Raw genomic sequence first — 25,153 nt, forward strand, 5'->3', positions numbered from 1 at the left:
CCTCAATTGGCTCTTTTGGCTCGATGGATTGGCCCTAGGGTGGCATGCATGCACGTCGCCGGCAAGACCAATCCCATGCCCCTGGCCCATCGGTTCGGCCGCCGTTTCGTCCAGTTGCAGCTTGGATTGGTCGTGTACGGGCTGAGCATGGCGATGCTGATCCGCGCCCGGCTGGGCCTGGACCCCTGGGACGTCTTCCACCAGGGCGTCGCCCGCCGCACCGGGCTGAGCTTCGGCACCGTGGTCATCATCACCGGCGCCGCCGTCCTGCTGCTCTGGCTGCCGTTGCGGCAGCGGCCGGGTCTCGGCACGGTCAGCAACGTCGTGGTCATCGGCCTGGCCGCCGACCTCGCGCTGCGCCTGCTGCCCGACGCGGACGCCTGGTGGCTACAGGGCACGCTGGTCGCCGGCGGGATCCTGCTCAACGCGTTCGCGACCGCGCTGTACATCGGCGCGGGCATGGGACCGGGGCCGCGCGACGGCCTGATGACCGGTCTGGCCGGCCGCTTCCCGCGGCTGTCGCTGCGGCTGGCCCGCACCGGGGTCGAGGTGGCCGTGCTCGCCGTCGGTTGGCTGCTCGGCGGGGCGGTCGGCGGCGCCACGGTGCTGTACGCGCTGGGCATCGGCCCGCTCACGCAGTTGTTCCTGCCGTGGCTGTCGGTGCCTCGACCCGTGCCCGCTCCGGCTCCGGCTCCGGCCTGACCTTCGTGGCTCCCAGCAGCACACCGCCGAGGACGGCTGCTCCGCCGATCAGGTCGTACCAGTGCGGCCGCTCTCGCAGGAAGATCGCGGAGGACCCGATCGCGAACACGGGCGCCAGCGCGGCGAAGGGCGCGACGGCACCGGCGCCGTAGCGGCCGATCAGCTTTCCCCACACGCCGAAGCCCAGCAGGGTGCTGAGGTAGGCGATGTACGCGATGGCCGCGACGGCGGTCAGGTCGAGGCCGCGCAGCGTGTGCCACACGGACGACGGGCCGTCGACGGCCAGGCTGAGCAGTGCCAGCAGCGGGGTGGCCACCACGCTGACCCAGACCATGAAGTTCAGCATGTCGGTCCGGCCCGCCTTGCGGATCGCGACGTTGGCCAGGCCCCACGCGGCGCCGGCGGCCAGCACCAGCAGGAACGCGCCGAGCGGGCGGTCCAGGCCGAGCCGCGCCGCGATCAGCAGGATGCCGGCGCCGGACAGGACGACCCCGGCGACGCGCCGCGGGCCCGGCCGGTCCCGCAGCAGGACGGCGGCGAAGGCCAGCGTGAAGACCACCTGGCTCTGCAGGACCAGCGCCGACAGGCCCGCCGGCAGGCCCGCCGCCATCCCGGCGAAGAGCAGGGAGAACTTCACGACGCCGAGCGCGACACCGGTCGCGATCACCCAGCGCCACGGTGCCTGCGGCCGGCCCACGAAGAACACCGCGGGCAGGGCCGCCGCGCCGAAGCGCAGCGCGCAGAACAGCAGCGGCGACATGCTGTCGAGGCCGACGTGGATGACCACGAAGTTCACGCCCCAGATGGCGGCGACGAGCACGGCCAGGGCGAGGTCGCGAGGCTTCATGCCACAGATCGTTCGCGCGCTGTCCGTGAAGCACCATCAAATAGTTCTGCACGATTGCTTTAGTATTGCTTCATGCTTGATCTGACCCGGCTCCAGGCGCTGCGCGCGGTGGCCACGTTCGGCACGGTCACGGCCGCCGCCGGGGCGCTGCACTGCACGCCGTCGGCGATCTCCCAGCACCTCGCCAAGCTGGAGCGGGAGACCAAGGCCATACTCGTCGAGAAGGACGGCCGCACGCTGCGGCTCACCGAGGCGGGCCGGGTGCTGGTCGAGCACGCCGGCCGGGTGCTCGACGCCGTCGAGGAGGCGGAGGCGGCCCTGGCCGCACATCGCGAGACCGTCTCGGGTCACCTGAGCGTCGCGTCGTTCCCGACCGCGTGCCGCGGGCTGCTGCCGCACGCGCTGCGCGCCCTCGCCGTCGACCATCCCGGACTGGAGCCGACACTGCAGGAGTCGGACCGGCAGGCCTGCCTCGACGGGATCGTGCGCGGCACGATCGACGTGGCCCTCATCGACGAGTGGCTGGAGATCCCGGTGCACGTGCCGCCGGGCGTGGCGGTCTCCGAGCTGGGGCTGGACGTCGGCGATCTCATCCTGCCCGCCGGCCACCGGCTCGCGGAGTCCGTCGGGCCGGTGCCGCTGGAGGAGGTCCACGAGGAGCGGTGGATCGGCTCGAAGCCGGGCACCGTCTGCTCCGAGTGGCTACGGCGCATGCTGCCCGGGGTGCACCCGACGATCATGGTCAACGAGTTCGAGACGCAGTTGACGTTCGTCGCCGAGGGCCTCGGGGTCGCCTTCATCCCGAGACTGGCCCGCACGGCGCTCCCCGCCGGCGTGACGGCCCGGCCGATCACGCCCGAGGCGGCCCGGCGGGTGTCGGTGGCGTGGCGCGCGTCAGCCGCCGGGCGGCCGGCGATCGGGGCCACCGTCGCGGCCTTGCGCGACGCCTGGCGGCACCGGGCGATCTTCACGCTTTCGAGCGGGTGGGACGCCGGCCAGGGGGCCGTTCACGTCGTGTGACCCCGGGTCTGGTGGGTGACGCCCCGGGACGACTCCGGCGCGGCCGCCCGGGAGCTGCTGGCCGACGACCTGCCCGCCCTCCTGCTCAGCGGGTCGGGTAGCCGGCGCCGCGCAGAGCGGTCTTGACGTCGCCGATGGCGAAGTCGCCGAAGTGGAAGACACTCGCGGCGAGGACCGCGTCCGCGCCGGCCGCCACCGCCGGGGCGAAGTGCTCCACCGCGCCCGCGCCGCCGCTGGCGATGACCGGCACCGCCACGACCTCGCGGACCGCCTTGATCAGGTCCAGGTCGAAGCCGTCCTTCGTGCCGTCGGCGTCCATCGAGTTGAGCAGGATCTCCCCCGCGCCCAGCTCGGCCACCTCGGCCGCCCACGCCACGGCGTCGAGGCCGGCGCCGCGGCGGCCGCCGTGGGTCGTCACCTCGAAGCCGCTCGGCTGGCCGTCCGCCCGGCGCACGTCGAGCGACAGGGTCAGCACCTGGTTGCCGAACCGCTCCGCGATCTCGGCGATCAGCGCGGGCCGGGCGATCGCGGCGGTGTTGACGCCGACCTTGTCCGCGCCCGCCCGCAGCAGGGTGTCGACGTCGGCCACGCTGCGGACGCCGCCGCCGACGGTCAGCGGGATGAAGACCGTCTCGGCGGTGCGGCGGACCACGTCGAGCATCGTGGCGCGGCCGTCCGACGACGCGGTCACGTCGAGGAAGACCAGTTCGTCGGCGCCCGCCGCGTCGTAGGCCGCGCCCAGCTCGACCGGGTCGCCGGCGTCGCGGAGGTTGACGAAGTTGACGCCCTTCACCACCCGGCCCGCGTCGACGTCGAGGCAGGGGATGACCCGCACCGCGACCGTCATGCCGACGCTTCCAGCGCCTTGAGCGCCTCGGTCACGTCGAACGCGCCCGCGTAGAGGGCCTTGCCGACGATCACGCCCTCGACGCCGGCCGGCTCCAGCGCCGCGAGCTGGCGCAGGTCGTCGAGCTTCGACACGCCGCCGCTGGCGATGACCGGCTTCTTGGTGCGGCCCGTGACCTCCAGCAGCAGGGTCAGGTTGGGGCCGGTGAGCGTACCGTCGCGCATGACGTCCGTGACGACGTACCGCGCGCAGCCGGCCCGCTCGAGACGGTCGAGCACCTCGAAGAGGTCACCGCCCTCCTTGGTCCAACCGCGGGCGGCGAGCTGGTGGCCGCGCACGTCGAGGCCGACGGCGACCTGCTCGCCGTAGGTGGCGCAGACGTGGTCGCACCAGTCCGGGTTCTCCAGCGCCGCGGTGCCGAGGTTGACCCGGGCCGCGCCGGTGGACAGGGCGGCCTTCAGCGAGACCTCGTCCCGGATGCCCCCGGACAGCTCGACCCGCACGTCGAGGCGGCGGACCACGTCGGCGAGCAGTTCGGCGTTGGAGCCACGGCCGAAGGCGGCGTCGAGGTCGACGAGGTGAATCCACTCGGCGCCCTGCCGCTGCCAGGCCAGGGCGGCCTCCAGCGGGTCGCCGTAGGTCGTCTCGCTGCCGGCGGCGCCCTGGACGAGACGGACCGCCTGGCCGTCGGCGACGTCTACGGCGGGCAGGAGCTGTAATGCCATGGTTCAGATCCTTCGGTCCAGGACGAGCACGGTGAGCGCCGGAGTGGCGACGATGATGAGTGCGCTGATGCCGATCCTCGCGGCCACGGAGTCGATCAGCAGCCAGACGAGGGCGAGCGCCACCACCACCAGGGTGGCGATGACCGACCGCTGGGCGCGCGACCGGCGCGCGAAGAGCTTACCCGTCCGGCCGACCTTGACCTTCGGCACCAGCCGCCGGACCGCGGCGCGGCGCTGCCGCTTGCGCTCGGCGCGGCGCATCCGCTCGGCGCGCTCGGCCTCCAGCAACGCCCGCCGGCGGGCCCGCTCCTTGCTCATGCGCGGACGCGTCGCATCACAGGGTGCCCAGCCAGTTGGCGAGCAGGGTCGCCCCGGCGTCACCGGACTTCTCCGGGTGGAACTGCGTCGCCCGCAGTACACCCGCCTCGAACGCCGCCACGAAGGGCGCGCCGTGGATCGTGGTCGCGACCTTGACTCCGGCGGCGGCCTGCGCGTCGACGACGGTCGGCGCGTAGGAGTGCACGAAGTAGAAGCGCGTGTCCGCCGGCAGGCCGGCGCCCAGCACCGTGTCCGCCGGCCACTCGACCGTGTTCCAGCCCATGTGCGGCACGACCGGTGCGCGCAGGATGCTCACCGTGCCGGGCGCCAGGCCGAGGCCCTTGGTGACCACACCGTGCTCCTCCCCGGCGTCGAACAGCACCTGCATGCCCACGCAGATGCCGAGCACCGGCGCACCGGCACGGACCCGCTCGGCGATCGTCGGACCGGCGCCGATCTCGTCGATGCCGGCCATGCAGGCCGCATAGGCGCCGACGCCGGGCACGACCAGCCCGTCGGCGCGGGCGGCCTTCGTCAGGTCGGACGTGACCTCGACGTCGGCCCCGACCCGGGCGACGGCGCGCTCGGCCGAGCGCAGGTTGCCCGAGCCGTAGTCCAGGATGACCACAGACTTCGCCACGTCAGTCCTTCCCGTACAGCCAGAGCAGCCCGCCCGCGGCGGCGATCACGGCCAGGGCCAGCGTGATGCCGAACCCGACCTTGTGGCCCTGCTGCCGCAGCGACAGCGCCCCGCCGAGCAGCAGCCCGGCGAACGCCAGCAGCGCGATGCTCATAGGGCGCCCTTCGTGCTGGGAACGGCGCCGGCGTTGCGCGGGTCGATGGCACACGCCTGGCGCAGCGCCCGGGCGACCGCCTTGAACTGGGCCTCGACGATGTGATGCGCGTCGGGCTGGGCCCCATGCCGGCCGGCCCGCAGGATGCTCACGTGCAGCGTCACCTTCGCGGCGTGCCCGAACGACTCCCAGATGTGCCGGGTGAGGCTGGTCGGGTAGTTGCCGCCGATGTGCGGCGCGATGTTCGCCGGCTCCTCGTGCACCACGTACGGCCGGCCGGACAGGTCGACGACCGCCGACGCGAGCACCTCGTCGAGCGGGACCTGCGCGTGCCCGTACCGCGTCACACCGGCCTTGTCCCCGAGCGCCTCCGCGAACGCGGCACCGAGTGCGAGCGCCGTGTCCTCGACGGTGTGGTGCGCGTCGATCTCCAGGTCGCCGACGGTGTGCACACGCAGGTCGAACCCGCCGTGCTTGGCGATCTGGTTGAGCATGTGGTCGTAGAAGCCCACGCCGGTGGAGATCTCCCCGACCCCGGTGCCGTCGAGGTCGAGCTCGACGGAGACCTTGGTCTCCTTGGTCACCCGCTCGATCCTGGCGGTACGGCTCACAACAGCTCCTCGAGTGCGTTCAGGAAGGCGGTCGTCTCCTCGGGCGTGCCGGCGGTCACGCGCAGCCAGCCGGGGAGCCCGACGTCACGGATCAGCACGCCCCGGTCGAGCAGGGCCTGCCAGGTGCCCTTGCTGTCGCCGCGCGGCGCGCCGAAGAGCACGAAGTTGGCGTCGCTGTCGGCGACCGGCAGTGCCCAGCCGCGCAGCGTGTCGACGATGCGGTCGCGCTGGGCCTTGACGGCGTCGACCGTGGACAACAGGGCCGCCGTGTGCGCGAGCGCCGACCGCGCCGCGGCCTGGGTCAGCGCGCTCAGGTGGTACGGCAGCCGGACGAGTTGCACCGCGTCGACCACGGCGGGATCCGCGGCGAGGTAGCCGACCCGCCCGCCGGCGAGCGCGAACGCCTTGCTCATCGTGCGGGTGACGACGAGCCGGGGGTACCGCTGGATGAGGCTCAGCGCGAAGACCGTGCCCGGCCGGGCGAACTCCGCGTAGGCCTCGTCGACGACGACCATGCCGTCGGTGGCCCCGGCGACCGCCTCGACGACCTCCAGCGGCAGCGCCGTGCCGGTGGGGTTGTTCGGCGAGCACAGGAACACCAGGTCGGGCCGGTGTCGTCGCACCATCTCCACGGCGTGCTCGGCGGTCAGGCCGAAGTCGGCGCCGCGGCGCCCGTCGACCCAGGCGGTGCCGGTGCCGGCCGCGAGGAGGGGATGCATCGAATACGACGGGGTGAAGCCGAGCGCGGTGCGGCCGGGCCCGCCGAACGTCTGCAACAGCTCCTGCTGGATCTCGTTGGAGCCGTTGGCCGCCCAGACGTTGCTCTGGTCGAGGCCGTGGCCGAGATAGGCGGCCAGGTCGGTGCGCAGCGCGACGGCGTCACGGTCCGGGTAGCGGTTGAGCTCGCGCAGCACCGCGGAGAGCGCCTTCTCCATCGCCGCGACCGCCTCGTCGGGCAGCGGGTAGGAGTTCTCGTTGGTGTTGAGGCGCACGGCGACGTCGAGCTGGGGTGCGCCATACGGCGTCATGCCCCGCAACTCGTCCCGCAGCGGCAGGTCGTCGAGCGAGGTCATGCGCCGAACCTCACCTTCACCGCGGCGCCGTGCGCCGGCAGGTCCTCGGCGTCGGACAGGGCGACGACGTGGTCGGCGACCTCGCGCAACGCGTCGTGCGAGTATTCGATGAGCTGAACACCGCGCAGGAACGTCTGCGTCGACAGGCCGGAAGAGTGCCGGGCGCAGCCGCCGGTGGGCAGCACGTGGTTGGAGCCGGCACAGTAGTCGCCGAGCGACACCGGCGACCAGGCGCCGACGAAGATCGCCCCGGCGCTGCGCACCCGCTCGGCCACGGCGCGCGGGTCGCGGGTCTGGATCTCGAGGTGCTCGGCACCGTAGGCGTCCACGACCTTCAGACCCTGCGCCAGGTCGTCCACGAGCACGATCGCCGACTGCGGGCCGGTCAGCGCCTCGGTGACCCGCTGATTGTGCCGGGTCTCGGCGACCTGCTTGGCGACCTCGACCTCGACCGCCTCGACCAACTCCGGCGACGGCGTGACCAGGACGCTCGCGGCGAGCGGGTCGTGCTCGGCCTGGCTGATCAGGTCGGCGGCGACGTGACGGGGGTCGGCGCTGTCGTCGGCGAGGATGGCGATCTCGGTCGGGCCCGCCTCGGCGTCGATGCCGACGACCCCGCGCAGGAGCCGCTTGGCGGCGGTGACCCAGACATTGCCCGGCCCGGTGATCATGTCGACGGGCGCGCAGCCGGGCGCCTCGTCACCGTACCCGTACCCGAACATGGCGATTGCCTGGGCGCCGCCCACCGCATACACCTCGTCGACCCCGAGCAGGGCACAGGCGGCCAGGATGTTGCGGTTGGGCAGGCCGGTGTCCTGCTGCGGCGGGCTGGTGACCGCGATCGACTCGACCCCGGCGGCCTGCGCCGGCACGACGTTCATGACCACGCTCGACGGGTAGACGGCCAGGCCGCCGGGCACGTAGAGCCCGACCCGGCCGACGGGCAGCCACCGCTGGGTGACCGTGCCACCGTCACTGAGGACCGTCGTGACCTCGGTGCGCTGTTGATCGAGATGTACCTTCCGGGCGCGCGCGATCGATTCCAGCAGCGCGGCACGCACCGCGGGGTCGAGCGCCTCCTCCGCCGCCGCGATGGCCTCGGCGGGCACGCGCAGCCGCTCGACCCGCACCCCGTCGAACCGATGTGTCGCCGCCCGGATCGCGGCGGCCCCGTGCTCACGGACCGCTTCGACGGTCGGGCGCACCTGCTCGGTGGCGGCGGAGACGTCAAGGGCGGCTCGGGGCAGCAGACGGCGCGGGTCCTCGACGGAGCCGCGCAGGTCGATCCGGTTCAACACCTGACCGAGTCTATTCGGTCGGGCGAGCGCGTTTCCCCGCCCGTCCCGCCAGTCGGGCCGTTGTGATCCTTCACTGTGACCTGGCCCATCGCCAGTTCAGCTCGCCCCGTCGCGGCGCCGGTCCGGGCAGCGGCCCGGCGTCGTCGCGGTCCATGCCGTCGAGGGCGAGGCCGAGGTACCGTCGGCGCAACTGGGCGGTCCGCTCCCGGTCGGGCAGCCGGATCGCGGCGCACGCCTCGAGCAGCAGCCCGACGTCGGCGACCGCGAAGTCCCGCCGCAGACGACCGCTGGCGTGTGCCCGTTCCACGAGTGCGCCGGCGAGTTCGTTCGCCCGTACGGCGTCGGCCATCATGTCCGCGGTGGGCTCGAACGTGCCGGCCAGGTGGACGGTAAGCGAGTGGACGTCGGCGTCCACGATCCCGCGCAGAAATGTGGTGAACGCCTCCCACCCGTCGTTCACCCCTCCGGCGTCCTCGGCCTCCTGGATGAACGTCTTCAGCCCGTCGTGGCAGAGTTTGCGTAGGAGGTCCTCCTTCGCGGCGTACCTCCGGTAGAGCGCGCTGATCCCGACCCCGGCCCGCTCTGCGACGGCGGCGACCGGCGCCTTGGGATCTTCGAGAAAGACCTCCCGAGCCGCGGCGAGGATGAGCCCGTCGTTCCGAGCGGCCTGCCCCTTCCGCCCCGGCAGTCCCGCCCCACCACGCATGTCGACGTCGCTCATACAGTCCTCTTCAGCTCCGCTTCCTGTATCCGTCCATGATCACTCAAGGCCGCGAAGTTCGGCCCGACAGCCCTTTGCCAAGAACGACAATTCGGACGCGGCGCTCGGAGGTGTCACCGCCGCGGCGTGCCGAGTGCCACGGACCGCCGGACCTCCGCGGGCACCACGGCCGCCGCGGACGTCGCCGATGTCGGACGCCGCTCGCTGTCTCCGCCGTCACATAACCATCCTAACAGTGGAACGGATCGTTCCGCTCTGATAGAGTCCATCTCAGCGGAACGAAGCATTCCGTTCTGACGACAGGAGGAGTCATGACCGAGATCGGCAAGGACGCCGCAGCGGGGACCCGGGAAGGCGAAGGCGTGGCGCAGGTACGAGTCGGCGGCTCGGAAGAGATTCGTCCGTTCCGGGTCTCGGTGCCGCAGGAGGCCGTTGACGAGCTGTATTTCCGGCTGCGGCGGACACTCTGGCCGAACGAGCTTTCCGGGGTCGGCGACTCGTACGGGGTGCCGCGGAGCAGGGTCGAAGAGCTTGCCGCCTACTGGCTCGAACAGTTCGACTGGCGCGCCGTCGAGGACCGCCTCAACAGCCACCCGCAGTTTGTCACCGAGATCGACGGCGAACAGATCCACTTCCTGCACGTCCGTTCACCCAAGCGGGACGCCACACCCCTGATCCTCACCCACGGCTGGCCCGGCTCCGTCGTCGAGTATCTCGACGTCATCGGGCCGCTCTCGAAGGAGTTTCACCTGGTCATCCCGTCGTTGCCGGGCTTCGGGTTCTCCGGCCCGACGCGCGGAACGGGCTGGAACAGGTATCGCACCGCCCGGGCCTGGAACGAACTGATGCGCCGCCTCGGGTACGAGCGGTTCGGCGCCGTCGGCAACGACGCCGGCTCGATGGTCGCCCCCGAGCAGGGCCGCGAAGCCCCGGACCGGGTGATCGGCGTTCACGTCACGCAGCTATTCTCGTTCCCCAGCGGTGATCCCGCCGAGTTCGCGAACCTCACCGAGACCGACCACAAGGCCCTGGCCAAGCTCCAGTGGTTCCACGAAAACCTGATGTCGTTCAACACCCTGCACAGCCAGCAGCCGCAGACCCTGGCCTTCGCGCTCGCCGACTCCCCCACCGGCCTGCTGGCGTGGAACTCGCAACTGTTCGGCGGCAGCCTCGATCCCGACTTCGTCCTCGCCAACGTGTCGATCTACTGGTTCACCGGCACCGCCGCGTCGGCGGCCCGGTTCTACTACGAGGACGCACACGCCGAAGAGCAGCCAGCGGGCCCGACCACCGTCCCGACGGGGCTCGCGATGTTCGCCGGCGACTTCGAGTCGATCCGCCCGTTCGCGGCGCGCGACCACGCGAACATCATCCAGTGGCACACGTACGACCCGGGCATCCCCGCCTTCGGCGGCCGTGACGCGGGCGGCCACTACGCCGCACACGAGGCGACGGAGCTGCTCGTCGACGACATCCGCGGCTTCTTCGGCGGCCTGAGCGCGAACTCGCCGCGGGTCTGAGTGCAACTCGCCGTGCCACGGCCCCGCTCGGCTCGGCTACGCTTCGCCCGTGGAGGCAGCGAACGAACCGGAGCCCAACGGACCGGAGTCGAGCGAGCCCGAATCGCACGACCCTCGATCGAACCAGCCGGAGTCGGACGGCCCGGAGCAGGACGGGCGCACCCTCCTACCCCTCTTTCCGCTCGGCACGGTGCTGTTCCCCGGGCTGGTCCTACCGCTGCACGTGTTCGAGCCCCGGTACCGCACGCTGGTGCAGCACCTCACCGAACTGCCCGCGAGCATGCCACGCGAGTTCGGTGTGGTGGCGATCCGGCGCGGCTGGGAGGTGGGACGCCAGACCGAGTCGGGGGACGCCTCGATCACGGCGGGCGAGTCGCTCTCGCTCTACGAGATCGGGTGCGCCGCCGAGGTCCGGCAGATCACCGAGCTGCCCGACGGCCGGTTCGACCTGATGACCGTCGGGCGGCGCCGGTTCCGGCTGCTCGGCCTGGCCCGCAACGACGCGCCGTACCTGACCGGCGAGGTCGAGTGGCTGCCGGAGCCGAAGGGCGAACCCGAACGAGAGGGCGAGCTGGCCGCGGGGGTGCTGGCCGCCTTCCAGCAGTACCTCCGGGTCATCCGCCGCACCGACGAGGACGACGCCGGCGAGCAGATGCCCGACGACCCGACGGTGCTGTCCCACCTCGTCGCGGCGACGGCCTCGCTGACGCTGGAGGACCGGCAGGCCCTGCTGGCGAAGCCGGACACGATGAGCCGGCTCAAGGCCGAGCGCTCCCTGCTGCGCCGCGAGGCGGCCCTGCTCGGCCAGGTCCGCGCCGTCCCGGTCGCGCTGGCGGAACTCGCGGTCCCGTCCAGCCCCAACTGAAGCGGTCCCGTCCAGCCCCAACTGAAGACGAACGGCCTCACCGAAGCCGAACGGTCCCAACTGAAGACGAACGGGCGATAAGCCCAATGACACCCGCCGCATCCGGCACAGCGTCAACGCTGTTCCGGGTCACCGGCTGGCGGCGGCGGACCGAGAACCGGACCGGCCGGACCGGCGAACCCCTGCGGATGCGGCTGCGCGGCGGCGGGGGCCGGGTCGAGGTACTCCGCCGGCATCGTCTCGTAGCGGAGCGTCGGCGAGGCGTGGAAGCCGGCGAGCCCGGTATAGACGGCGGCGGCGGCCAGCGCCTGGATGAGCATCGTGCCGCGGACCCACGGGATGAAGCCGAACAGCAGGCTCGACTCGCCGGTGCGCAGCTTGACCGGGCGGAGGATGCGCGTGTCCTTCGGCGCGTGCTCGACCAGGTCGAGATAGTGGGCATAGCCGATCTTGTTGCCGAGCCAGGCGGCCAGGACCGAGGCGGCGGCCGACCCGATCACCAGGCCACCCAGCATGATCGCCCCGCGCTGGCGGCGGAAGACCAGCCAAGCAGCGACCGCGACCACGGCGCCCGTCACGAGCGCGATGATGATGAACCAGCCGTCGTCGGCCCAGTATCCTTCCGGTTCACCATCCACCGGATAGGGGCCGAAGTCGGTCTGCACCAGCTCGACCTTGGGCGCCACGACCGACCAGAGCAGGCCGACGGGTGCGCCGAGGGCTGCGACCGCCGCGGCGACGATGAGCGCGAACAGCAACTCGTTGCCCAGCGAGGTGCGCCTGGCGGACAGGGGTCCGCCGAGTGCCGGTTCGCCGATCGGCTCAATCGGGGCGATGCTCACGAACCCCATCCTGCCAGCGCCCGCCGTCAGCCCGCCAAGGAGCCCGGGCCGAGGAGCCGTTCGACCGCGCCCGTCAGCCCCGGGCCGGGCGTGACCCGCTCGGGCCCCAGCCGCAGCAGGGTCGTCTGCGCGCCGTCGACCAGCCGCACCTGCACCTCGGTGTCGCCCGGATGGCGGGTGAGGATCTCGCGGAGCCGCCGGACGAGCGCCGGCGTGCACCGGTCGGGCGGCACGACGATGACGACGGGCCGGTTCTCGGCGGCGGTCAGGTCGGGCAGCCGCAGGTCCATCGCCATCAGTCGGGGCGAGTCCTCGCGGCGGTCCACCCGGCCCTTGACGACGACGACGGCGTCTTCGGCGACGTATTGGCCGACCACCTCGTACGTGCCGGGGAAGAACATCACCTCGATCGACCCGTCGAGGTCCTCCAGCGCCGCCACCGCCCACGGCCGCCCCTGCCTGGTGACCCGGCGCTGGACGCCGGAGAGGATGCCGGCCACGGTGACGACCGTGCCGTCGGGGACGGCGCCCTCCTCGGCGAGCGCGGCGACCGAGCGGTCGGCGGCCCGCCGCAGGACGTGCTCCAGGCCGCGCAGCGGATGGTCCGAGACGTACAGGCCGAGCATCTCCCGCTCGAACGCCAGCCGCTCCGCCTTGTCCCAGTCGGCGGCCGGGATCGGCGGGTCGACCGCGAGCCCGGACCCGACGGCGTCGCCACCGAAGAGGTCGAACTGGCCGGCGGCCTCGTTGCGTTTGGTCTCCAGAACCGCGTCGATCGCGTCGGCGTGGACCGTGAGCAGGCCGCGGCGGGAGTGGCCGAACGAGTCGAAGGCGCCCGCCTTGATCAGCGACTCGACGGTCTTCCTGTTGCAGACGACCTGGTCGACCTTGCGCAGGAAGTCGAAGAAGTCGGTGTAGGCGCCCTTCTCGCGGCGCGACCGGATGATCGACTCGACGACGCTGGCGCCGACGTTGCGCACCCCGCCGAGGCCGAAGCGGATGTCGGCGCCGACGGCCGAGAACCGGCCCTGCGACTCGTTGACGTCGGGCGGCAGGAGCCGGATTCCCATGTGCCGGCACTCCGCGAGGTAGACCGCCGACCGGTCCTTGTCGTCGGCGACCGAGGTGAGCAGGGCGCTCATGTACTCGGCCGGGTAGTTGGCCTTGAGGTAGGCCGTCCAGTACGACACCAGACCGTATGCCGCACTGTGCGCCTTGTTGAACGCGTAGTCGGAGAACGGGACGAGGATGTCCCACAGCGTGCGGATCGCGTCGCCGGAGTAGCCGCGCTCGCGCATGCCGGCCGAGAACGGGCCGAACTCCGTGTCGAGGACCTCCTTCTGCTTCTTGCCCATCGCTCGGCGCAGCAGGTCGGCGGCGCCGAGCGAGTAGCCGGCGACGCGCTGCGCGATCGCCATGACCTGCTCCTGGTAGACGATCAGGCTGTAGGTCTCGTCGAGGATGTCGGCGAGCGGCTCCGCCAGCTCGGGGTGGATCGGCACGACCGGGCGCCGGCCGTTCTTGCGGTCGGCGTATTCGTGGTGGGTGTCGGCACCCATCGGGCCCGGCCGGTAGAGCGCGCCGACGGCGGAGATGTCCGCGAAGGTGTCCGGGGCCATCGAGCGGAGCAGGGCGCGCATCGGCCCGCCGTCGAACTGGAACACACCGAGCGTGTCGCCGCGTGACAGCAGCTCATACGTCGGCTTGTCGTCGAGGGGCACCTCCTCCAGCACGAGGCCGACACCCCGGTTGAGCCGGACGGCCTCGACGGCGTCGTCCAGGATCGTGAGGTTGCGCAGGCCGAGGAAGTCCATCTTCAGCAGGCCGATGGCCTCGCAGGCGCCCATGTCCCACTGGGTGATGATCGCGCCGTCCTGTTCACGCTTCTGGATCGGCAGCACGTCGATCAGCGGCTCGCGGGACAGGATCACCCCGGCGGCGTGCACGCCCCACTGCCGCTTGAGCCCTTCGAGCCCCTTGGCGGTGTCGACGACCGATCGCACGTCGGGCTCCGCCTCGTAGAGCCGGCGGAACTCCGCCGCCTCCGGATATCGCGGGTGGGCCGGGTCGAAGATGCCGGTCAGCGGCATGTCCCGGCCCAGGACGGCGGGCGGTGTCGCCTTGGTAATCCGGTCGCCGAGCGCAAAGGGGTGGCCGAGCACCCGCGCGGCGTCCTTGATCGCCGCCTTGGCCTTGATCGTGCCGTACGTGATGATCTGCGAGACCCGGTCGTCGCCGTATTTCCCGGTCGCATACCGGATCATGTCGCCGCGCCGGCGCTCGTCGAAGTCCATGTCGATGTCCGGCATGGAGATCCGCTCCGGGTTGAGGAACCGCTCGAACAGCAGCCCGTGCGCGAGCGGGTCGAGATCGGTGATGCCGAGCGCGTAGGCGATCAGCGCGCCGGCGGCCGAGCCGCGACCCGGTCCGACCCGGATGCCCTCCCGCCTGGCGTGGGCGACGAGGTCGGCGACGACGAGGAAATATCCCGGGAAGCCCATCTGGCCGACCACCGAGAGCTCGTATTCGGCCTGACGGGCGTGGTCGGCCGGCACCCCGGCGGGGAATCGGCGGGCCAGCCCGCGCCGGACCTCGGCCCGCAGGTGGGAGTCCTCGGTCTCGCCCTCCGGGACCGGGAACCGGGGCATGAGGTTGCGCCGGGCGAACACCTCGCCGTAGTCGCCGATCCGCTCGGCGATCAGCAACGTCGCGTCGCAGGCGCCGGGCACCTCGGCGTCCCAGAGCCGGCGCATCTCGGCGGCGGACTTCAGGTAGAAGTCCTTGGCGTCGAGCTTGAACCGCTTGGGGTCGGCGAGCGTCGTGCCGGACTGCACGCACAGCAGTGCCTCGTGGGCGTCGGCGTCGGACGCGAACGTGTAGTGCAGGTCGTTGGTCGCCACGGCGGTCAGGCCCAGCCGCCTGCCGAGCCGCAGCAGGTCGTCCCGGACCCGGGCCTCGATGTCCAGGCCGTGGTCCATGAGCTCCAGGAAGAAGTTGTCCGGGCCGAAGACGTCCCGCAGCTCGGCGGCCACCGCGCAGGCGCGCTCGAAGTCGCCGATCCGCAGCCAGGTCTGCACCTCACCCGACGGGCAGCCGGTCGTGGCGATCAGGCCCTGCCCGTATCGCCGCAAGAGGTCGCGATCGGCCCGCGGCTTGTAGAAGAAGCCCTCGATGCTCGCCAGCGACGACAGGCGGAAGAGGTTGCGCAGGCCGGCGGCGTCGGCGGCGAGCAGCGTGAGGTGGGTGTAGGCCCCGCCGCCGGAGACGTCGTTCTCCCCGCCGGCGGCCCAGCGCACGCGGGTGCGGTCGCGTCGCTCGGTGCCCGGCGTCAGGTAGGCCTCCATGCCCAGGATCGGCCGGATCCCGGCGCTCGTCGCCTGCTGGAAGAAGTCGAACGCGCCGAACAGGTTGCCGTGGTCGGTCATCGCCAGCGCCGGCTGGCCGAGCCGGGCGGCCTCCGCGAACAGCGGCCGCAGCCGCGCCGCACCGTCGAGCATCGAATACTCGGTGTGCACGTGCAGATGTACGAACGACTCCCCCACGCGGACGAACCTATCGCGGTGTCCGCCGCGATGTCGGCGCTCGCGTCACGGTTCGCCGACGGCGTGCGGCGGGTGGTCGACGACCACCACGAGCAGGTCTTCGCGGAGGCCGTCGCTCAGCTCCGGGCGTAGGGGTCCATCATCACGGCGGCGGCCCGGAGCCAGGCGCGCTTGGTGGCGGGGGCCAGCATCGGATATTCGATGTTGGACCCGCTCTCCAGCGCCGGGTCGTAGGGCACCACGACGACGGCCCGCGTGCGGCTGCGGAAGTGGCCGGCGAGCTCCTCGATGAGCGGTGTCGGGTTGGGCGTCGGGCAGGACAGCAGCGTGACCGCGTTGGCGACCAGCTCCTCCATCCCGGCCTCGTCGAGCAGGTCGAGCATCCAGTCGGCGGTGAACGCGGCGTCCTCGCGCGGCACGCTGGTGACGACGAGCTGGTCGGCGGTCTGCAGGACGGTCTGCCAGTTGGGGCTCTCGACGTTGTTGCCCGTGTCGACGCAAATCACGTCGTGGGTGCGGCGCAGCAGTTCGAGGACCCGCCGGACGGTGTGCGGGTCGAGGCGCTGCGCGAAGCGCGGGTTCTCCTCACCGGCGAGCACGTCGTAGGAGCCGTCGGAGGCGTGCCGCAGGTAGTCGTCGAGGATGTCGTAGAGGTCGTAGCCTGACGCGTTCTCGACCCGCACCAGATCGGCGATGAGGTGCCGGATCGTGCGGGCGTGCCGGGCGCTGCCCGCGCGCAGGCCGAGCGTGCCGCGCAGCTCGTTGTCGTCCCAGGCGATGACGCCCTTGCCACGCACGCTGCCGATCGTCGCGGCGGTCAGCACCGTCGCGGTCGTCTTGTGCACCCCGCCCTTCGGATTGGCGAACGCGAACACCTTCGGCGCCGGGATCTCCTGCCGGAGCACCTGCACCATCTGCTCGGTCGGGTCGGGTGGCCGCTGCTGATACTCGAAGCGTGGCGCGTCGACGCGACGCTGCACGCCGGCGGACCGGGGCGGCGCGTCATACGGGCGGGTGACGTGGGGATGCATCGGCTCGTCATCGTAGGGCCGTGACGGCGGATGCGGCGCTGTGGGGCGCTCGAACCTGCCGTCGTAGTCGAGATCACCCGGATTCGCTCGGCCGGACAGGGCCCGGTCGAGCAGGGAGCGCCACCGGGGAGCCGGCTCCGCCGAGCTGTCCCACCTGGCATCGGCCCGCTCTGCCACCCTGGCCCTCCCTCTCACCCGTGGCGTCACCCGTACCCCAGGCTACGGATCGAACAGTATTCGGACCACTCCCGCAGGCCCATCCCCTGCATCAACTGCACGACACCCCGATGGGATATCGCCTTACGACGGAGTGGGGGACGCGGTGGTACCGGCTGAGGCCTCCATGATCGGCCCGGCGACCGTCGTCTGCTCCGGAAGCGGCGGCAGGAACACGGTGCGATCGAGTCGACGCAGGTCGATGATCGGATCGACGGCCCTGGTCTCGGGGCGCCCGGCGACGGCCCGCAGGACGGCCGGCGGGCCGTAGACGACGGCGGCGTAGACACACGAGCAGTGCTCGCGGTACGCGGTGGCCTCGTTGTCGGCGACGATCGCGCCGGTCACGTAGACCGACCGGACGTCGGCGGGCCTGTCGCCGGCCTTCGTCAGCAGGTCGCGGTAGTGCTGCGCCTCCTGGAGCTTTCGCTGGGCGGTCGCGTCCATCGCGATGATCACGTCGTCGGGCACCCGGTACGCGCCGAGCCGCACCAGCTCGGTCTGCGTGGCCGGCAGCGGCACCCGGGCGAACACGCTGGACGGGGCGGCGTCGCCGAGCACCGGGGCCAGCCGGTCCGGCGCCAGGTAGGCGGTGAACGACACCAGCGCGTACACGGAGTCGTCGCCGGTCAGCGCGGCGAGCTCGTCCTTGCTGCTCTGCACGTACGCCGGGATGGACGCGCCCTCGGACACCCCGACCCGCAGGACGTCGCCCAGGGACGGGTCGCTGCGGCTGTGCTGGTTCGCGTCGTGGAGCACGAGAAGCGTGGCCGTGACCGCGACCACGGCGACGACGGTCGTGAAGACACGCAGGCGCACCGCACCGCGGAAGATGCGAGCGAGGACGTTGCCGACCGGTGGGAGGAGGCGCTGGTCGAGATGCTGAAGGAGCTTCATCGCCCCGCCAGGGTCGCACAGCGTGCTCGGAGCATCACCGACGGGGTCTACACCGTGCTTTGCAGGGTCGTGAGGGCATCGGCGAGATCCGCCGGGTATTGGCTGACGAAGGAGACGTACTCCCCCGTCCGCGGGTGGATGAAGCCCAGCTCGCGGGCGTGCAGCCACTGCCGGCCGAGGCGCAGCCGGGCCGCCAGGGTCGGGTCGGCGCCATACGTGAGGTCGCCCACGCACGGGTGGCGCACGGCCGAGAAGTGGACCCGGATCTGGTGGGTCCGCCCGGTCTCCAGCTTGATGTCGAGCAGGCTGGCCGCGGGGAACGCCTCGATCGTGTCGTAGTGCGTGATGCTCGGCCGGCCGCCGGACACGACCGCGAACTTGTAGTCGTGGGCCGGGTGCCGGTCGATGGGGGCGTCGATCGTGCCGCGCAGGGGATCGGGGTGGCCCTGGACCACGGCGTGGTACCGCTTCTCCACCTCACGGGCCTTGAACGCCCGCTTGAGCGCGCTGTAGGCCGACTCGCTCTTCGCCACGACCATGAGGCCGGTCGTGCCGACGTCGAGCCGGTGCACGACACCCTGCCGCTCGGCCGCGCCGCTGGTGGCCACCGTGTGGCCCATCGCGGCGAGCCCGCCGATCACGGTCGGGCCGGTCCAGCCCGGGCTCGGGTGGGCGGCGACGCCGACCGGCTTGTCGACCACGACGATGTCGTCGTCGCTGTGGACGACGGTGAGCCCGGCGACCGGGACCGCCTCGACCGCCACGACGCTCGGCGGGGCGGGCAGCGTGACCTCCAGCCACGCACCCGCGCTCACCTTGTCCGACTTCGGGCGGACCGCGCCGTCGACGGCCACGTCGCCGGCCTCGACCAACGCCGCGGCGACCGTGCGGCTGAACCCGAAGAGCCTGGTCAGCGCCTGGTCGAGCCGCGTGCCGTCGAGCCCGTCGGGCACCGGTAGCGAACGGACCTCACGCATGCTCGTCCTTCGCCGCGGGAGCCGCCTCTTTCGCCACGGGAGCCGCCTCCCGCTCCTTCGACAGGCGGGTCCCGTCGCGGCGCCGTCCGGTGAACTCGAGCAGCACCGCGAGCGCCACCCCGACCGTCAGGGCGGAGTCGGCGATGTTGAACACCGGGAAATGGCCCGCGTGGTCGTCCAGGAAGCTGAACATGTCGACCACGTGCCCGTGGAACGGCGCGGGCGCCCGGAAGATCCGGTCGGTGAGGTTGCCCGCGGCGCCGCCGAGCACCAGCCCGAGGGCCACCGCCCAGGCGGCCGAGACCGTGCCCCTGATCATCCAGAAGAGCCACCCGACCACGCCGGTCGCGATGATCGGGAAGATCCACGTGTGATCTTCCAGCATGCTGAACGCCGCACCACTGTTGCGCGCGTAGATCACGTAGATCAGCCCGCCGAGCAGCTTGAGCGGCTCGCCATGGGCGATCGTGGACGTCGTCCACTCTTTCACGATCTGGTCGATCGCGATCACCGCGGCCGCGATCACGCCGAACAGCGCCCAAGCGCGGCCGCGCCGAGCGCGGGGGGTGGTCGAGGGGAGATCGTCCTGGGTGGTCAGCGCCGCTCCTCCAACTGCTTGCAGGTGACGCAGAGCGTAGCGGACGGGAACGCGGCGAGCCGCTCCACGGGGATGGCGTTGCCGCACTTCTCACACCAGCCGTAGCCGCCCTCGTCGAGCCGCTCCAGGGCCCGCTCGACCTGGGTGATCCGCTCCAGGATGTTGTTGGCGAGCGTGATCTCCTGCTCGCGCTCGAACGTCTTGGTGCCGGTGTCGGCCTGGTCGTCGCCGGCGGAGTCGGTCAGCCGATGCTGCTGCAGCTCGGCGATCTCCAGGAGCGTCTGGCCGTGCTCGGCCTTCAACTCGTCGCGCCGCTCCATCAGCGCGACGCGGATCTTCTCGGTCTCGGCTGCGGTCCGCGTGCCACGGGCGGGCTTCGCCCCAGCGGTCTTGGCCGCGGCGGTCTTCGGTTCTGCGGTCTTGGCCATCGTGGCTCCCTCGGCCGCAGTCGCGGCAATCGGCGTGGTGGTGTTCGTTCCGGTACGAGCTGAGCCCCGCTCGGCAGGTCCAGCCTTCTTCGCAACCGTGGTGCTCTTCGCCGGCGTGTTCTTCTTCGCCGGCGCGGTCTGCTTCGCCGCGACCTTGGTGGGCGTCGCGCTCGCGGCTTTTGTCGTCTTGCTCCCCACAGAACTCCCCCGCGGGTTCGCCTTCTTCACCCCAGCGGTCGTCCCGGCTTGCCGAGTGGCGGGTTTCTGTGTTGTTGTCACACTGGTCACTCGCGTCACATCGGCGGCCGCACCGCGCCCGGCACCGCTCGCTGCCCGGCCTTTCGGCACGGCATCAGCCCGCTCGGCCATGGCTCCCCCAGATGCAAAATGGGCGCGCGACGCGCCGTCGCGCACTCCAGTGGCTGGCAAGAATACGGAATGTACACGCGTCCGACAAACATGCCACACGCATTCCGACAATTGGATCAGTTATTGGCGCCGGTCCTCGCCATGTTCGGCAAACCATCGGGCAAGTCTTCCGCGCCTGCTCACGGCCCGCAGCCGTCGCTCCGCCACGTCACGCACCTGCTCGGTCGTCACGATCAGGAGGCTGTCGCGGGTCTTCAGGCGGGTCTCGGGCACCGGGACGAACGCACCGCCGTCGCGCAGCACGAGCGTCACGACCGCACCGACAGGCAATCGTAACTCGTCCACATGCACACCGTTGAGCTTCGAGCCGGGTGGTACCTCGACCTGCAGCAGATCGGCACCCATGCGCTCCAGCGGGGCCGCCTCGACCTGCAGATCCGTCGGCTCCGCGGGGGCGGTGACGCCGAGGCGCCGGGCAGCGGGCGGCAACGTCATCCCCTGCGCCGCCGTGTAGATCACCACCAGCACGAACACCACGTTGAACAGGACCTGGGCGCCCGGCACACCGGCCGACAGCGGGATGGTGGCCAGCACGACCGGCACGGCGCCCCGGAGCCCGGCCCAGGACAGGAACCCCTGTTCGCGCAGGGTGAAGCCGTTCGGCCCCAGGCTGAAGGGGGTGACGCTCACCAGCACCGACAGCGGCCGGGCCAGCAGGACGAGCACCAGGCCGACGACCACGGCCGGCAGGACCGCCGCCCCGAACTCGCCGGGCGAGACCAGCAGGCCGAGCAGCACGAACAGTCCGATCTGGGCGAGCCACGCCAGCCCGTCGGCGAAGCCGAGCATCGCCCGGCGGTGCGGGAGGCGGGCGTTGCCGAGGACGACCCCGGCGACGTACACGGCCAGGAAGCCGGAGGCGTGGACGACGGAGCCAGCCGCGTACGCGAGCACGGTCAGGCCGATCGCGGCGAGCGGGTAGAGCCCGGCGGACGGCAGCGCGGCCCGGCGCAGCGCCCACGCACCGCCGAAGCCCGCGACCAGCCCGATCACGGCGCCGGCGATCAACTCGTAGACGACCAGGCCGGCCTGTTCGTACCACGACCCGCCCGCCGCCAGCGGCGCCGACAGCAGCACCACCAGGATGACCACGGGCGCGTCGTTGATGCCGGACTCGGCCTCCAGCAGCGCGGCGAGGCGCGGGCGGACCGGCACCCGGCGCAAGGTGGAGAACACGGCGGCGGCGTCGGTCGAGGAGAGCACCGCGCCGTAGAGCAGGGCCGACTGCCAGCCGATGCCGAGGGCGTAGTGGACGACCACCCCGACGACGGCGACGCTGACCCCCACGCCGACGGTCGACAGCACGACCGCCGGGCCGAGCACCGGGCGCAGGGTCGACCAGCGGGAGGTGAGGCCGCCCTCGGCGATGATCACGACGAGGGCACAGATGCCCAGCGTGCGGGTGAGCTCGGCGTTCTCGAACTGGATCCCGACGCCGGCCTCGCCGAGGATCACCCCGAGCATGAGGTAGACCAGCAGGCTCGGCAGGCCGAGGCGGACCGACAGCCGGACGGCGCCGACGCAGATCAGCAGGACCGCCGCGCCGATGAGCAGCGCGACGTTGAGCTCATGATTCAACGCGTGATCTCCAGCAGCGCCGTGAGGCGCTCCTGGAGTCCTGCCGGCGCGTCGTCGACCTCGACGAGCTTGTCACGGCTGGTGGCGCCGGCCTTGAGCCGGAGGGTGGACGGGCGGACCTTGATCGCGTCGGCGAGGGCGCGCAGCGCCGCCTCGTTGGCCTGTCCCTCAACCGGGCGGGCACCTACCGCGACGACGAGCGCCGGACCATACGGCCCCGGGTAGCTGCCGCCGACCGCGATGCGCGACGCACCCGGCTTGACGCGGATCGCGATGGTGACCACACCTCATTGTGAAGGTTCACCCGATCGAGGACGATCCTCCCTCCGGACCGTCCCACGTTCCGGCACGCGCCCCGGGCACGGGTCACGGGCGGCGGCCCAGCAGCACGTCGTTCGGCGCGCAGACACTGCACGGGGTGAAGCCGAGCTCGACCGCCTCGTGCGCGGGCAGCGGCTCGTGCTCCCGGCCGAGCAGGTGCGGGCAGCCCGGGACGTGGTACCGGGGGCGGCCGTCGATGACGAGCACGTCGGTCTCCATCGCGGCGACCCGGGCGGCGTCGGCTGCCGACGACTGCTGGATCGGCGGCTCGTCCGCCGGGTCCTCGTCGTCGTAGTCGTCGTCATCGTCGTCGTAGTCGGGCGTGGACGGCCCGGCGCCGCGCCCGGCCACGGCCGGATACTCGTCGTGGCGGGCCCAGTCGGTCTCACCCTGCTGTGGGATCGCCGGCGCCGTGTCGGGCTCGTCCCGGATCGGCGCGATCATGGCGGTTTCGTCCATTCCGGGAGAGCCGCCGCCATACGCGGCGCCGGTCCGCGCGCCCGCACCCACGGGCTGGCGCTCGCCGCCCCGTGCCCGGCGGACCCCGGCGAAATCGTCGGCGGAGTGACCGCCGGTTGTCTGCAGGTCGTCGTGGGTCAGCCGCGACTCCAGCGGATCGTAGCGCTCCGACGGCACCTGGCGGCCGGTCCGCGTCGCGCGCGCCGCACGCGCGGCGGCGGCCTGGCGGCCTCCGACGATGAGTGCGACCGCGGCCAGCAGGCTCGCCGCGATCGACGCCACCAGCAGGGCGTCGGAGCCTTGCAGCAGGCCCAGCACGAGCAGGCCGACGGCAACCACGATCAGCAGCAGACTTCCGACGATCACGGCCCTGTCCCTCCGCATGACGATCCCGGCGCGAGTTCCGGGCGAGTGTCTCTCAGCCGGTACAACGACCGAGCCCCCCGGAAGCGACCGGCGCCCCGGCCGAAATCGGCCGGGGCGTCGCGTGTCGCTGTGACCGGGTGTGCCGGTCGCGCTGTGCTGCCAACTCACGTTGCGGTGCTGGTGTGCCGCCTGTCCCGTGGGGCGTCAGCGCCCCGGCGGAGGCGCCGGCAGTGCCCGGTGCGCCTTCGCCGCCGCTTCGCCTGCCTCGTCGGTCGTCAGTGGCCGGCGCCGTCGCGACCGTAGGCGCCCGACAGGCTGGCCGTGGCCAGGCCACCGCCACCGGCCGTGGCGGCGCGGGTCGCGCCCTCGTTGCGGGCGGTCATCTCGGCCTCGAGGCTCTGCTCGCGGCCGGTCAGGTCGCGTAGCTGGCTCTCCAGGTAGGCCTTGAGACGCGTGCGGTACTCCCGCTCGAACTGCTTGAGCTCCTCGATGTGCTTCTGCAGCGCGGTGCGCTTGGCGTCGAGGCCGCCCATCGCCTCCTGGTGCCGCTGGCGGGCGTCCCGCTCCAGCGCGTCGGCCTTGGCGCGCGCGTCACGGGTGACCTCCTCGGCCTTGGTGCGGGCCTCGGAGAGCAGCTTGTCGGCCTCGCGGCGCGCGTCGGACACGTGGTCGTCGGCGGTGCGCTGGGCCATCATGAGCACGCGGAGGGCCTGCTGCTCACCGTCACCGGCGCCGCCGCCACCACCGCCCTGCGTGCGGATCTGGTCGAGCTCCTGCTGCATGCTGCGTGCCGCCTGCTCGGCGGACGACTTCTCCCGCTGTATGCGCTCGAGCTGCGACTTGAGGTCGGCGAGCTCCGCCGTGAGACGTGGGTCACCACCGACACCGGCGGGGGCACGGCCGCCGCCACCGCGCTCGAGCTGCGCACGCAGCTCGTTGTTCTCCTCGATGAGCCGGGCGAGCTCACGCTCGACCTCGTCGAGGAAGGCGTCGACCTCCTCCTCGTCGTAGCCCCGTTTGCCGATAGGGGGCTTCTTGAAGGCGACGTTGTGGACGTCGGCCGGGGTCAGCGGCATCGAAACTCCTCAGGTCAGTTGCGGCCGCGTGGCCGCCGAGCGGCGCTGGTCACGAGAACCACACGATCAGGCGGCTTACCACGACGTTCATCAGCACGAACAGGATAACCAGCAGCACAAGCGAAGACAGGTCCACGGCCACGGTACCAATCCGCAGCGGACGAATCACCCGCCTCAACGCTTTGAGCGGCGGATCGGTGACGCTCCACACCACTTCAAGCGTCGCCGCGGCACCCCGGCCCGGTTGCCAGCGACGGCCGAACTGCATGACATATCCCATGACGAAGCGCGCGAGCAGTGCCACCAGGAAGAGGAAGAGCAGCAGATGCACGATCTGCAAGGTGATGGACACCACGGCCGTTGAGTCCTCGCATCAGCTTTGGTTGAAGAACCCACCCTCGGCGATCTTAGCTTTGTCCTCCGCGGTGACCTGGACATTCGCGGGCGAGAGCAGGAAGACTCGGTTGGTCACCCGCTCGAAGTTACCACGCAGGCCGAATACCAGCCCGGCTGCGAAGTCGACCAAACGTTTGGCGTCCGCCTCGTCCATTTCGGTGAGGTTCATGATCACGGGAACACCGTCCCGGAAGTGCTCACCGATCGTGCGCGCCTCGTTGTACGTCGTCGGGTGCAGCGTGGTGATCGCGTAACGGCGATCGTCGCTCTCCTCTTCCACCACTGGCGTCCGCTCCCGCTCCCGGACGGTCGCCTGCGGCGCGAGCGCGAGATTGTCGCGTGTCGGGTAGCTGACCGTCGACGTGGGCCGAGTGATCGAGCGCACGGTGCTCGTCCGGCTCGCCGTGCTCGCCTCCAGGCGCTCGGCAGCCGTGAGCCGCTCCGAGACCGTCCTGGCACGCGGCGCCGGCACCTCGTCGACCTCGTCCTCGTCGTCGGCGAAGTCGTCGCCGTAGCCCCGGTAGTGACGATCATCGTAGCCACGCTCGTCCTCGTCCTCGACGAGTCCGAGCCAGACGCCCGCCCTGCGCAGAGCACCCATACGCGCTCCTCCGTCCACCGCCATGCGGCACTTCCCCCCGTTGGTGCCACCGATC

General features: G+C 71.8%; 26 protein-coding genes and 1 pseudogene. 4 read left to right on the plus strand and 23 right to left on the minus strand.

The window, feature by feature from the left end:
- Window positions 1-48 precede the first annotated feature (48 nt).
- Complete coding sequence (yczE, locus tag Drose_RS29440) at window positions 49-702, plus strand: membrane protein YczE (protein WP_390891249.1); 654 nt, start codon at window positions 49-51, stop codon at window positions 700-702.
- Here yczE and Drose_RS29445 read toward each other — a convergent pair.
- Window positions 632-1,549, minus strand: coding sequence for an EamA family transporter (locus Drose_RS29445; protein ID WP_260724546.1), 918 nt, complete (start codon window positions 1,547-1,549; stop codon window positions 632-634). The genes yczE and Drose_RS29445 overlap by 71 nt on opposite strands.
- Before the next feature lie 72 nt (window positions 1,550-1,621).
- On the opposite strand from Drose_RS29445, the gene Drose_RS29450 reads away from it, so the two are divergent.
- Complete coding sequence (locus tag Drose_RS29450) at window positions 1,622-2,569, plus strand: LysR family transcriptional regulator (protein ID WP_260724547.1); 948 nt, start codon at window positions 1,622-1,624, stop codon at window positions 2,567-2,569.
- 85 nt (window positions 2,570-2,654) lie between these two features.
- Here the strand turns inward: Drose_RS29450 and hisF are convergent, their stop codons facing one another.
- The 9 genes from hisF to Drose_RS29495 form a co-directional block, all read right to left on the minus strand.
- Window positions 2,655-3,416, minus strand: coding sequence for an imidazole glycerol phosphate synthase subunit HisF (gene hisF / locus Drose_RS29455; RefSeq protein ID WP_260724548.1), 762 nt, complete (start codon window positions 3,414-3,416; stop codon window positions 2,655-2,657).
- Complete coding sequence (priA, locus tag Drose_RS29460) at window positions 3,413-4,141, minus strand: bifunctional 1-(5-phosphoribosyl)-5-((5-phosphoribosylamino)methylideneamino)imidazole-4-carboxamide isomerase/phosphoribosylanthranilate isomerase PriA (RefSeq protein WP_260724549.1); 729 nt, start codon at window positions 4,139-4,141, stop codon at window positions 3,413-3,415. Before priA ends, hisF begins: the two co-directional genes overlap by 4 nt.
- Window positions 4,142-4,144: 3 nt before the next feature.
- Window positions 4,145-4,459 carry a hypothetical protein gene (locus tag Drose_RS29465; protein ID WP_260724550.1) on the minus strand — a complete coding sequence of 105 codons (315 nt, stop codon included), beginning with the start codon at window positions 4,457-4,459 and terminating at the stop codon, window positions 4,145-4,147.
- Window positions 4,460-4,475: 16 nt separating this feature from the next.
- Window positions 4,476-5,099 (minus strand): imidazole glycerol phosphate synthase subunit HisH, encoded by a 624-nt coding sequence (gene hisH / locus Drose_RS29470; protein ID WP_260724551.1) that lies wholly within the window; start codon window positions 5,097-5,099, stop codon window positions 4,476-4,478.
- A gap of 1 nt (window position 5,100) precedes the next feature.
- On the minus strand, window positions 5,101-5,253 hold the full coding sequence (locus Drose_RS29475; RefSeq protein ID WP_260724552.1) for a hypothetical protein: 153 nt from the start codon (window positions 5,251-5,253) through the stop codon (window positions 5,101-5,103).
- Window positions 5,250-5,864: an imidazoleglycerol-phosphate dehydratase HisB gene (hisB, locus tag Drose_RS29480; RefSeq protein WP_260724553.1), complete on the minus strand. Its 615-nt coding sequence runs from the start codon at window positions 5,862-5,864 to the stop codon at window positions 5,250-5,252. The genes Drose_RS29475 and hisB overlap by 4 nt, the downstream gene beginning before the upstream one ends.
- The gene (locus Drose_RS29485; RefSeq protein ID WP_260724554.1) at window positions 5,861-6,937 is read right to left on the minus strand and encodes a histidinol-phosphate transaminase; all 1,077 of its coding nucleotides are present in this window, start codon (window positions 6,935-6,937) and stop codon (window positions 5,861-5,863) included. Before Drose_RS29485 ends, hisB begins: the two co-directional genes overlap by 4 nt.
- On the minus strand, window positions 6,934-8,235 hold the full coding sequence (hisD, locus tag Drose_RS29490; RefSeq protein ID WP_260724555.1) for a histidinol dehydrogenase: 1,302 nt from the start codon (window positions 8,233-8,235) through the stop codon (window positions 6,934-6,936). Before hisD ends, Drose_RS29485 begins: the two co-directional genes overlap by 4 nt.
- A gap of 70 nt (window positions 8,236-8,305) precedes the next feature.
- The gene (locus Drose_RS29495) at window positions 8,306-8,956 is read right to left on the minus strand and encodes a TetR/AcrR family transcriptional regulator (protein WP_260724556.1); all 651 of its coding nucleotides are present in this window, start codon (window positions 8,954-8,956) and stop codon (window positions 8,306-8,308) included.
- A gap of 395 nt (window positions 8,957-9,351) precedes the next feature.
- Here Drose_RS29495 and Drose_RS29500 point away from each other — a divergent pair, with 395 nt between their 5' ends.
- The gene (locus tag Drose_RS29500; protein ID WP_260729847.1) at window positions 9,352-10,476 is read left to right on the plus strand and encodes an epoxide hydrolase family protein; all 1,125 of its coding nucleotides are present in this window, start codon (window positions 9,352-9,354) and stop codon (window positions 10,474-10,476) included.
- A 190-nt stretch (window positions 10,477-10,666) separates the two neighbouring features.
- Window positions 10,667-11,341 (plus strand): LON peptidase substrate-binding domain-containing protein, encoded by a 675-nt coding sequence (locus Drose_RS29505; RefSeq protein ID WP_260729848.1) that lies wholly within the window; start codon window positions 10,667-10,669, stop codon window positions 11,339-11,341.
- Window positions 11,342-11,454: 113 nt separating this feature from the next.
- Here Drose_RS29505 and Drose_RS29510 read toward each other — a convergent pair whose 3' ends face one another.
- The 13 genes and pseudogenes from Drose_RS29510 to Drose_RS29570 all read right to left on the minus strand — a co-directional run bounded on the left by Drose_RS29510 (window position 11,455) and on the right by Drose_RS29570 (window position 25,098).
- A complete protein-coding gene (locus Drose_RS29510; protein WP_260724557.1) occupies window positions 11,455-12,183 on the minus strand; it encodes a hypothetical protein in 729 nt (242 codons plus the stop codon).
- 26 nt (window positions 12,184-12,209) lie between these two features.
- Complete coding sequence (dnaE, locus tag Drose_RS29515; protein ID WP_260724558.1) at window positions 12,210-15,725, minus strand: DNA polymerase III subunit alpha; 3,516 nt, start codon at window positions 15,723-15,725, stop codon at window positions 12,210-12,212.
- Window positions 15,726-15,841: 116 nt separating this feature from the next.
- Window positions 15,842-16,975, minus strand: a pseudogene (locus Drose_RS29520) (MinD/ParA family ATP-binding protein); the annotation flags it as partial.
- An 81-nt stretch (window positions 16,976-17,056) separates the two neighbouring features.
- Complete coding sequence (locus tag Drose_RS29525; protein ID WP_260724559.1) at window positions 17,057-17,869, minus strand: hypothetical protein; 813 nt, start codon at window positions 17,867-17,869, stop codon at window positions 17,057-17,059.
- 47 nt (window positions 17,870-17,916) lie between these two features.
- Window positions 17,917-18,846, minus strand: coding sequence for an RluA family pseudouridine synthase (locus Drose_RS29530; RefSeq protein WP_260724560.1), 930 nt, complete (start codon window positions 18,844-18,846; stop codon window positions 17,917-17,919).
- Entirely contained in the window at window positions 18,839-19,372 is a 534-nt protein-coding gene (gene lspA, locus Drose_RS29535) for a signal peptidase II (RefSeq protein ID WP_313899945.1), read from the minus strand. The genes Drose_RS29530 and lspA overlap by 8 nt, the downstream gene beginning before the upstream one ends.
- Window positions 19,373-19,440: 68 nt before the next feature.
- Window positions 19,441-19,872 carry a TraR/DksA family transcriptional regulator gene (locus tag Drose_RS29540; protein WP_260729850.1) on the minus strand — a complete coding sequence of 144 codons (432 nt, stop codon included), beginning with the start codon at window positions 19,870-19,872 and terminating at the stop codon, window positions 19,441-19,443.
- 489 nt (window positions 19,873-20,361) lie between these two features.
- Window positions 20,362-21,879: a potassium/proton antiporter gene (locus tag Drose_RS29545; RefSeq protein ID WP_260724561.1), complete on the minus strand. Its 1,518-nt coding sequence runs from the start codon at window positions 21,877-21,879 to the stop codon at window positions 20,362-20,364.
- Complete coding sequence (locus Drose_RS29550; RefSeq protein WP_260724562.1) at window positions 21,876-22,163, minus strand: DUF167 domain-containing protein; 288 nt, start codon at window positions 22,161-22,163, stop codon at window positions 21,876-21,878. The genes Drose_RS29545 and Drose_RS29550 overlap by 4 nt, the downstream gene beginning before the upstream one ends.
- Before the next feature lie 82 nt (window positions 22,164-22,245).
- Window positions 22,246-23,025, minus strand: coding sequence for a hypothetical protein (locus Drose_RS29555; protein WP_260724563.1), 780 nt, complete (start codon window positions 23,023-23,025; stop codon window positions 22,246-22,248).
- Window positions 23,026-23,300: 275 nt separating this feature from the next.
- Window positions 23,301-24,101, minus strand: coding sequence for a DivIVA domain-containing protein (locus Drose_RS29560; protein WP_260724564.1), 801 nt, complete (start codon window positions 24,099-24,101; stop codon window positions 23,301-23,303).
- A 49-nt stretch (window positions 24,102-24,150) separates the two neighbouring features.
- Complete coding sequence (locus Drose_RS29565; protein ID WP_259858804.1) at window positions 24,151-24,456, minus strand: YggT family protein; 306 nt, start codon at window positions 24,454-24,456, stop codon at window positions 24,151-24,153.
- 18 nt (window positions 24,457-24,474) lie between these two features.
- Window positions 24,475-25,098 carry a cell division protein SepF gene (locus Drose_RS29570; RefSeq protein ID WP_260724565.1) on the minus strand — a complete coding sequence of 208 codons (624 nt, stop codon included), beginning with the start codon at window positions 25,096-25,098 and terminating at the stop codon, window positions 24,475-24,477.
- Window positions 25,099-25,153: the final 55 nt, after the last annotated feature.

The organism is Dactylosporangium roseum, assembly GCF_025264685.1.
Taxonomy (GTDB): domain Bacteria; phylum Actinomycetota; class Actinomycetes; order Mycobacteriales; family Micromonosporaceae; genus Dactylosporangium; species Dactylosporangium roseum.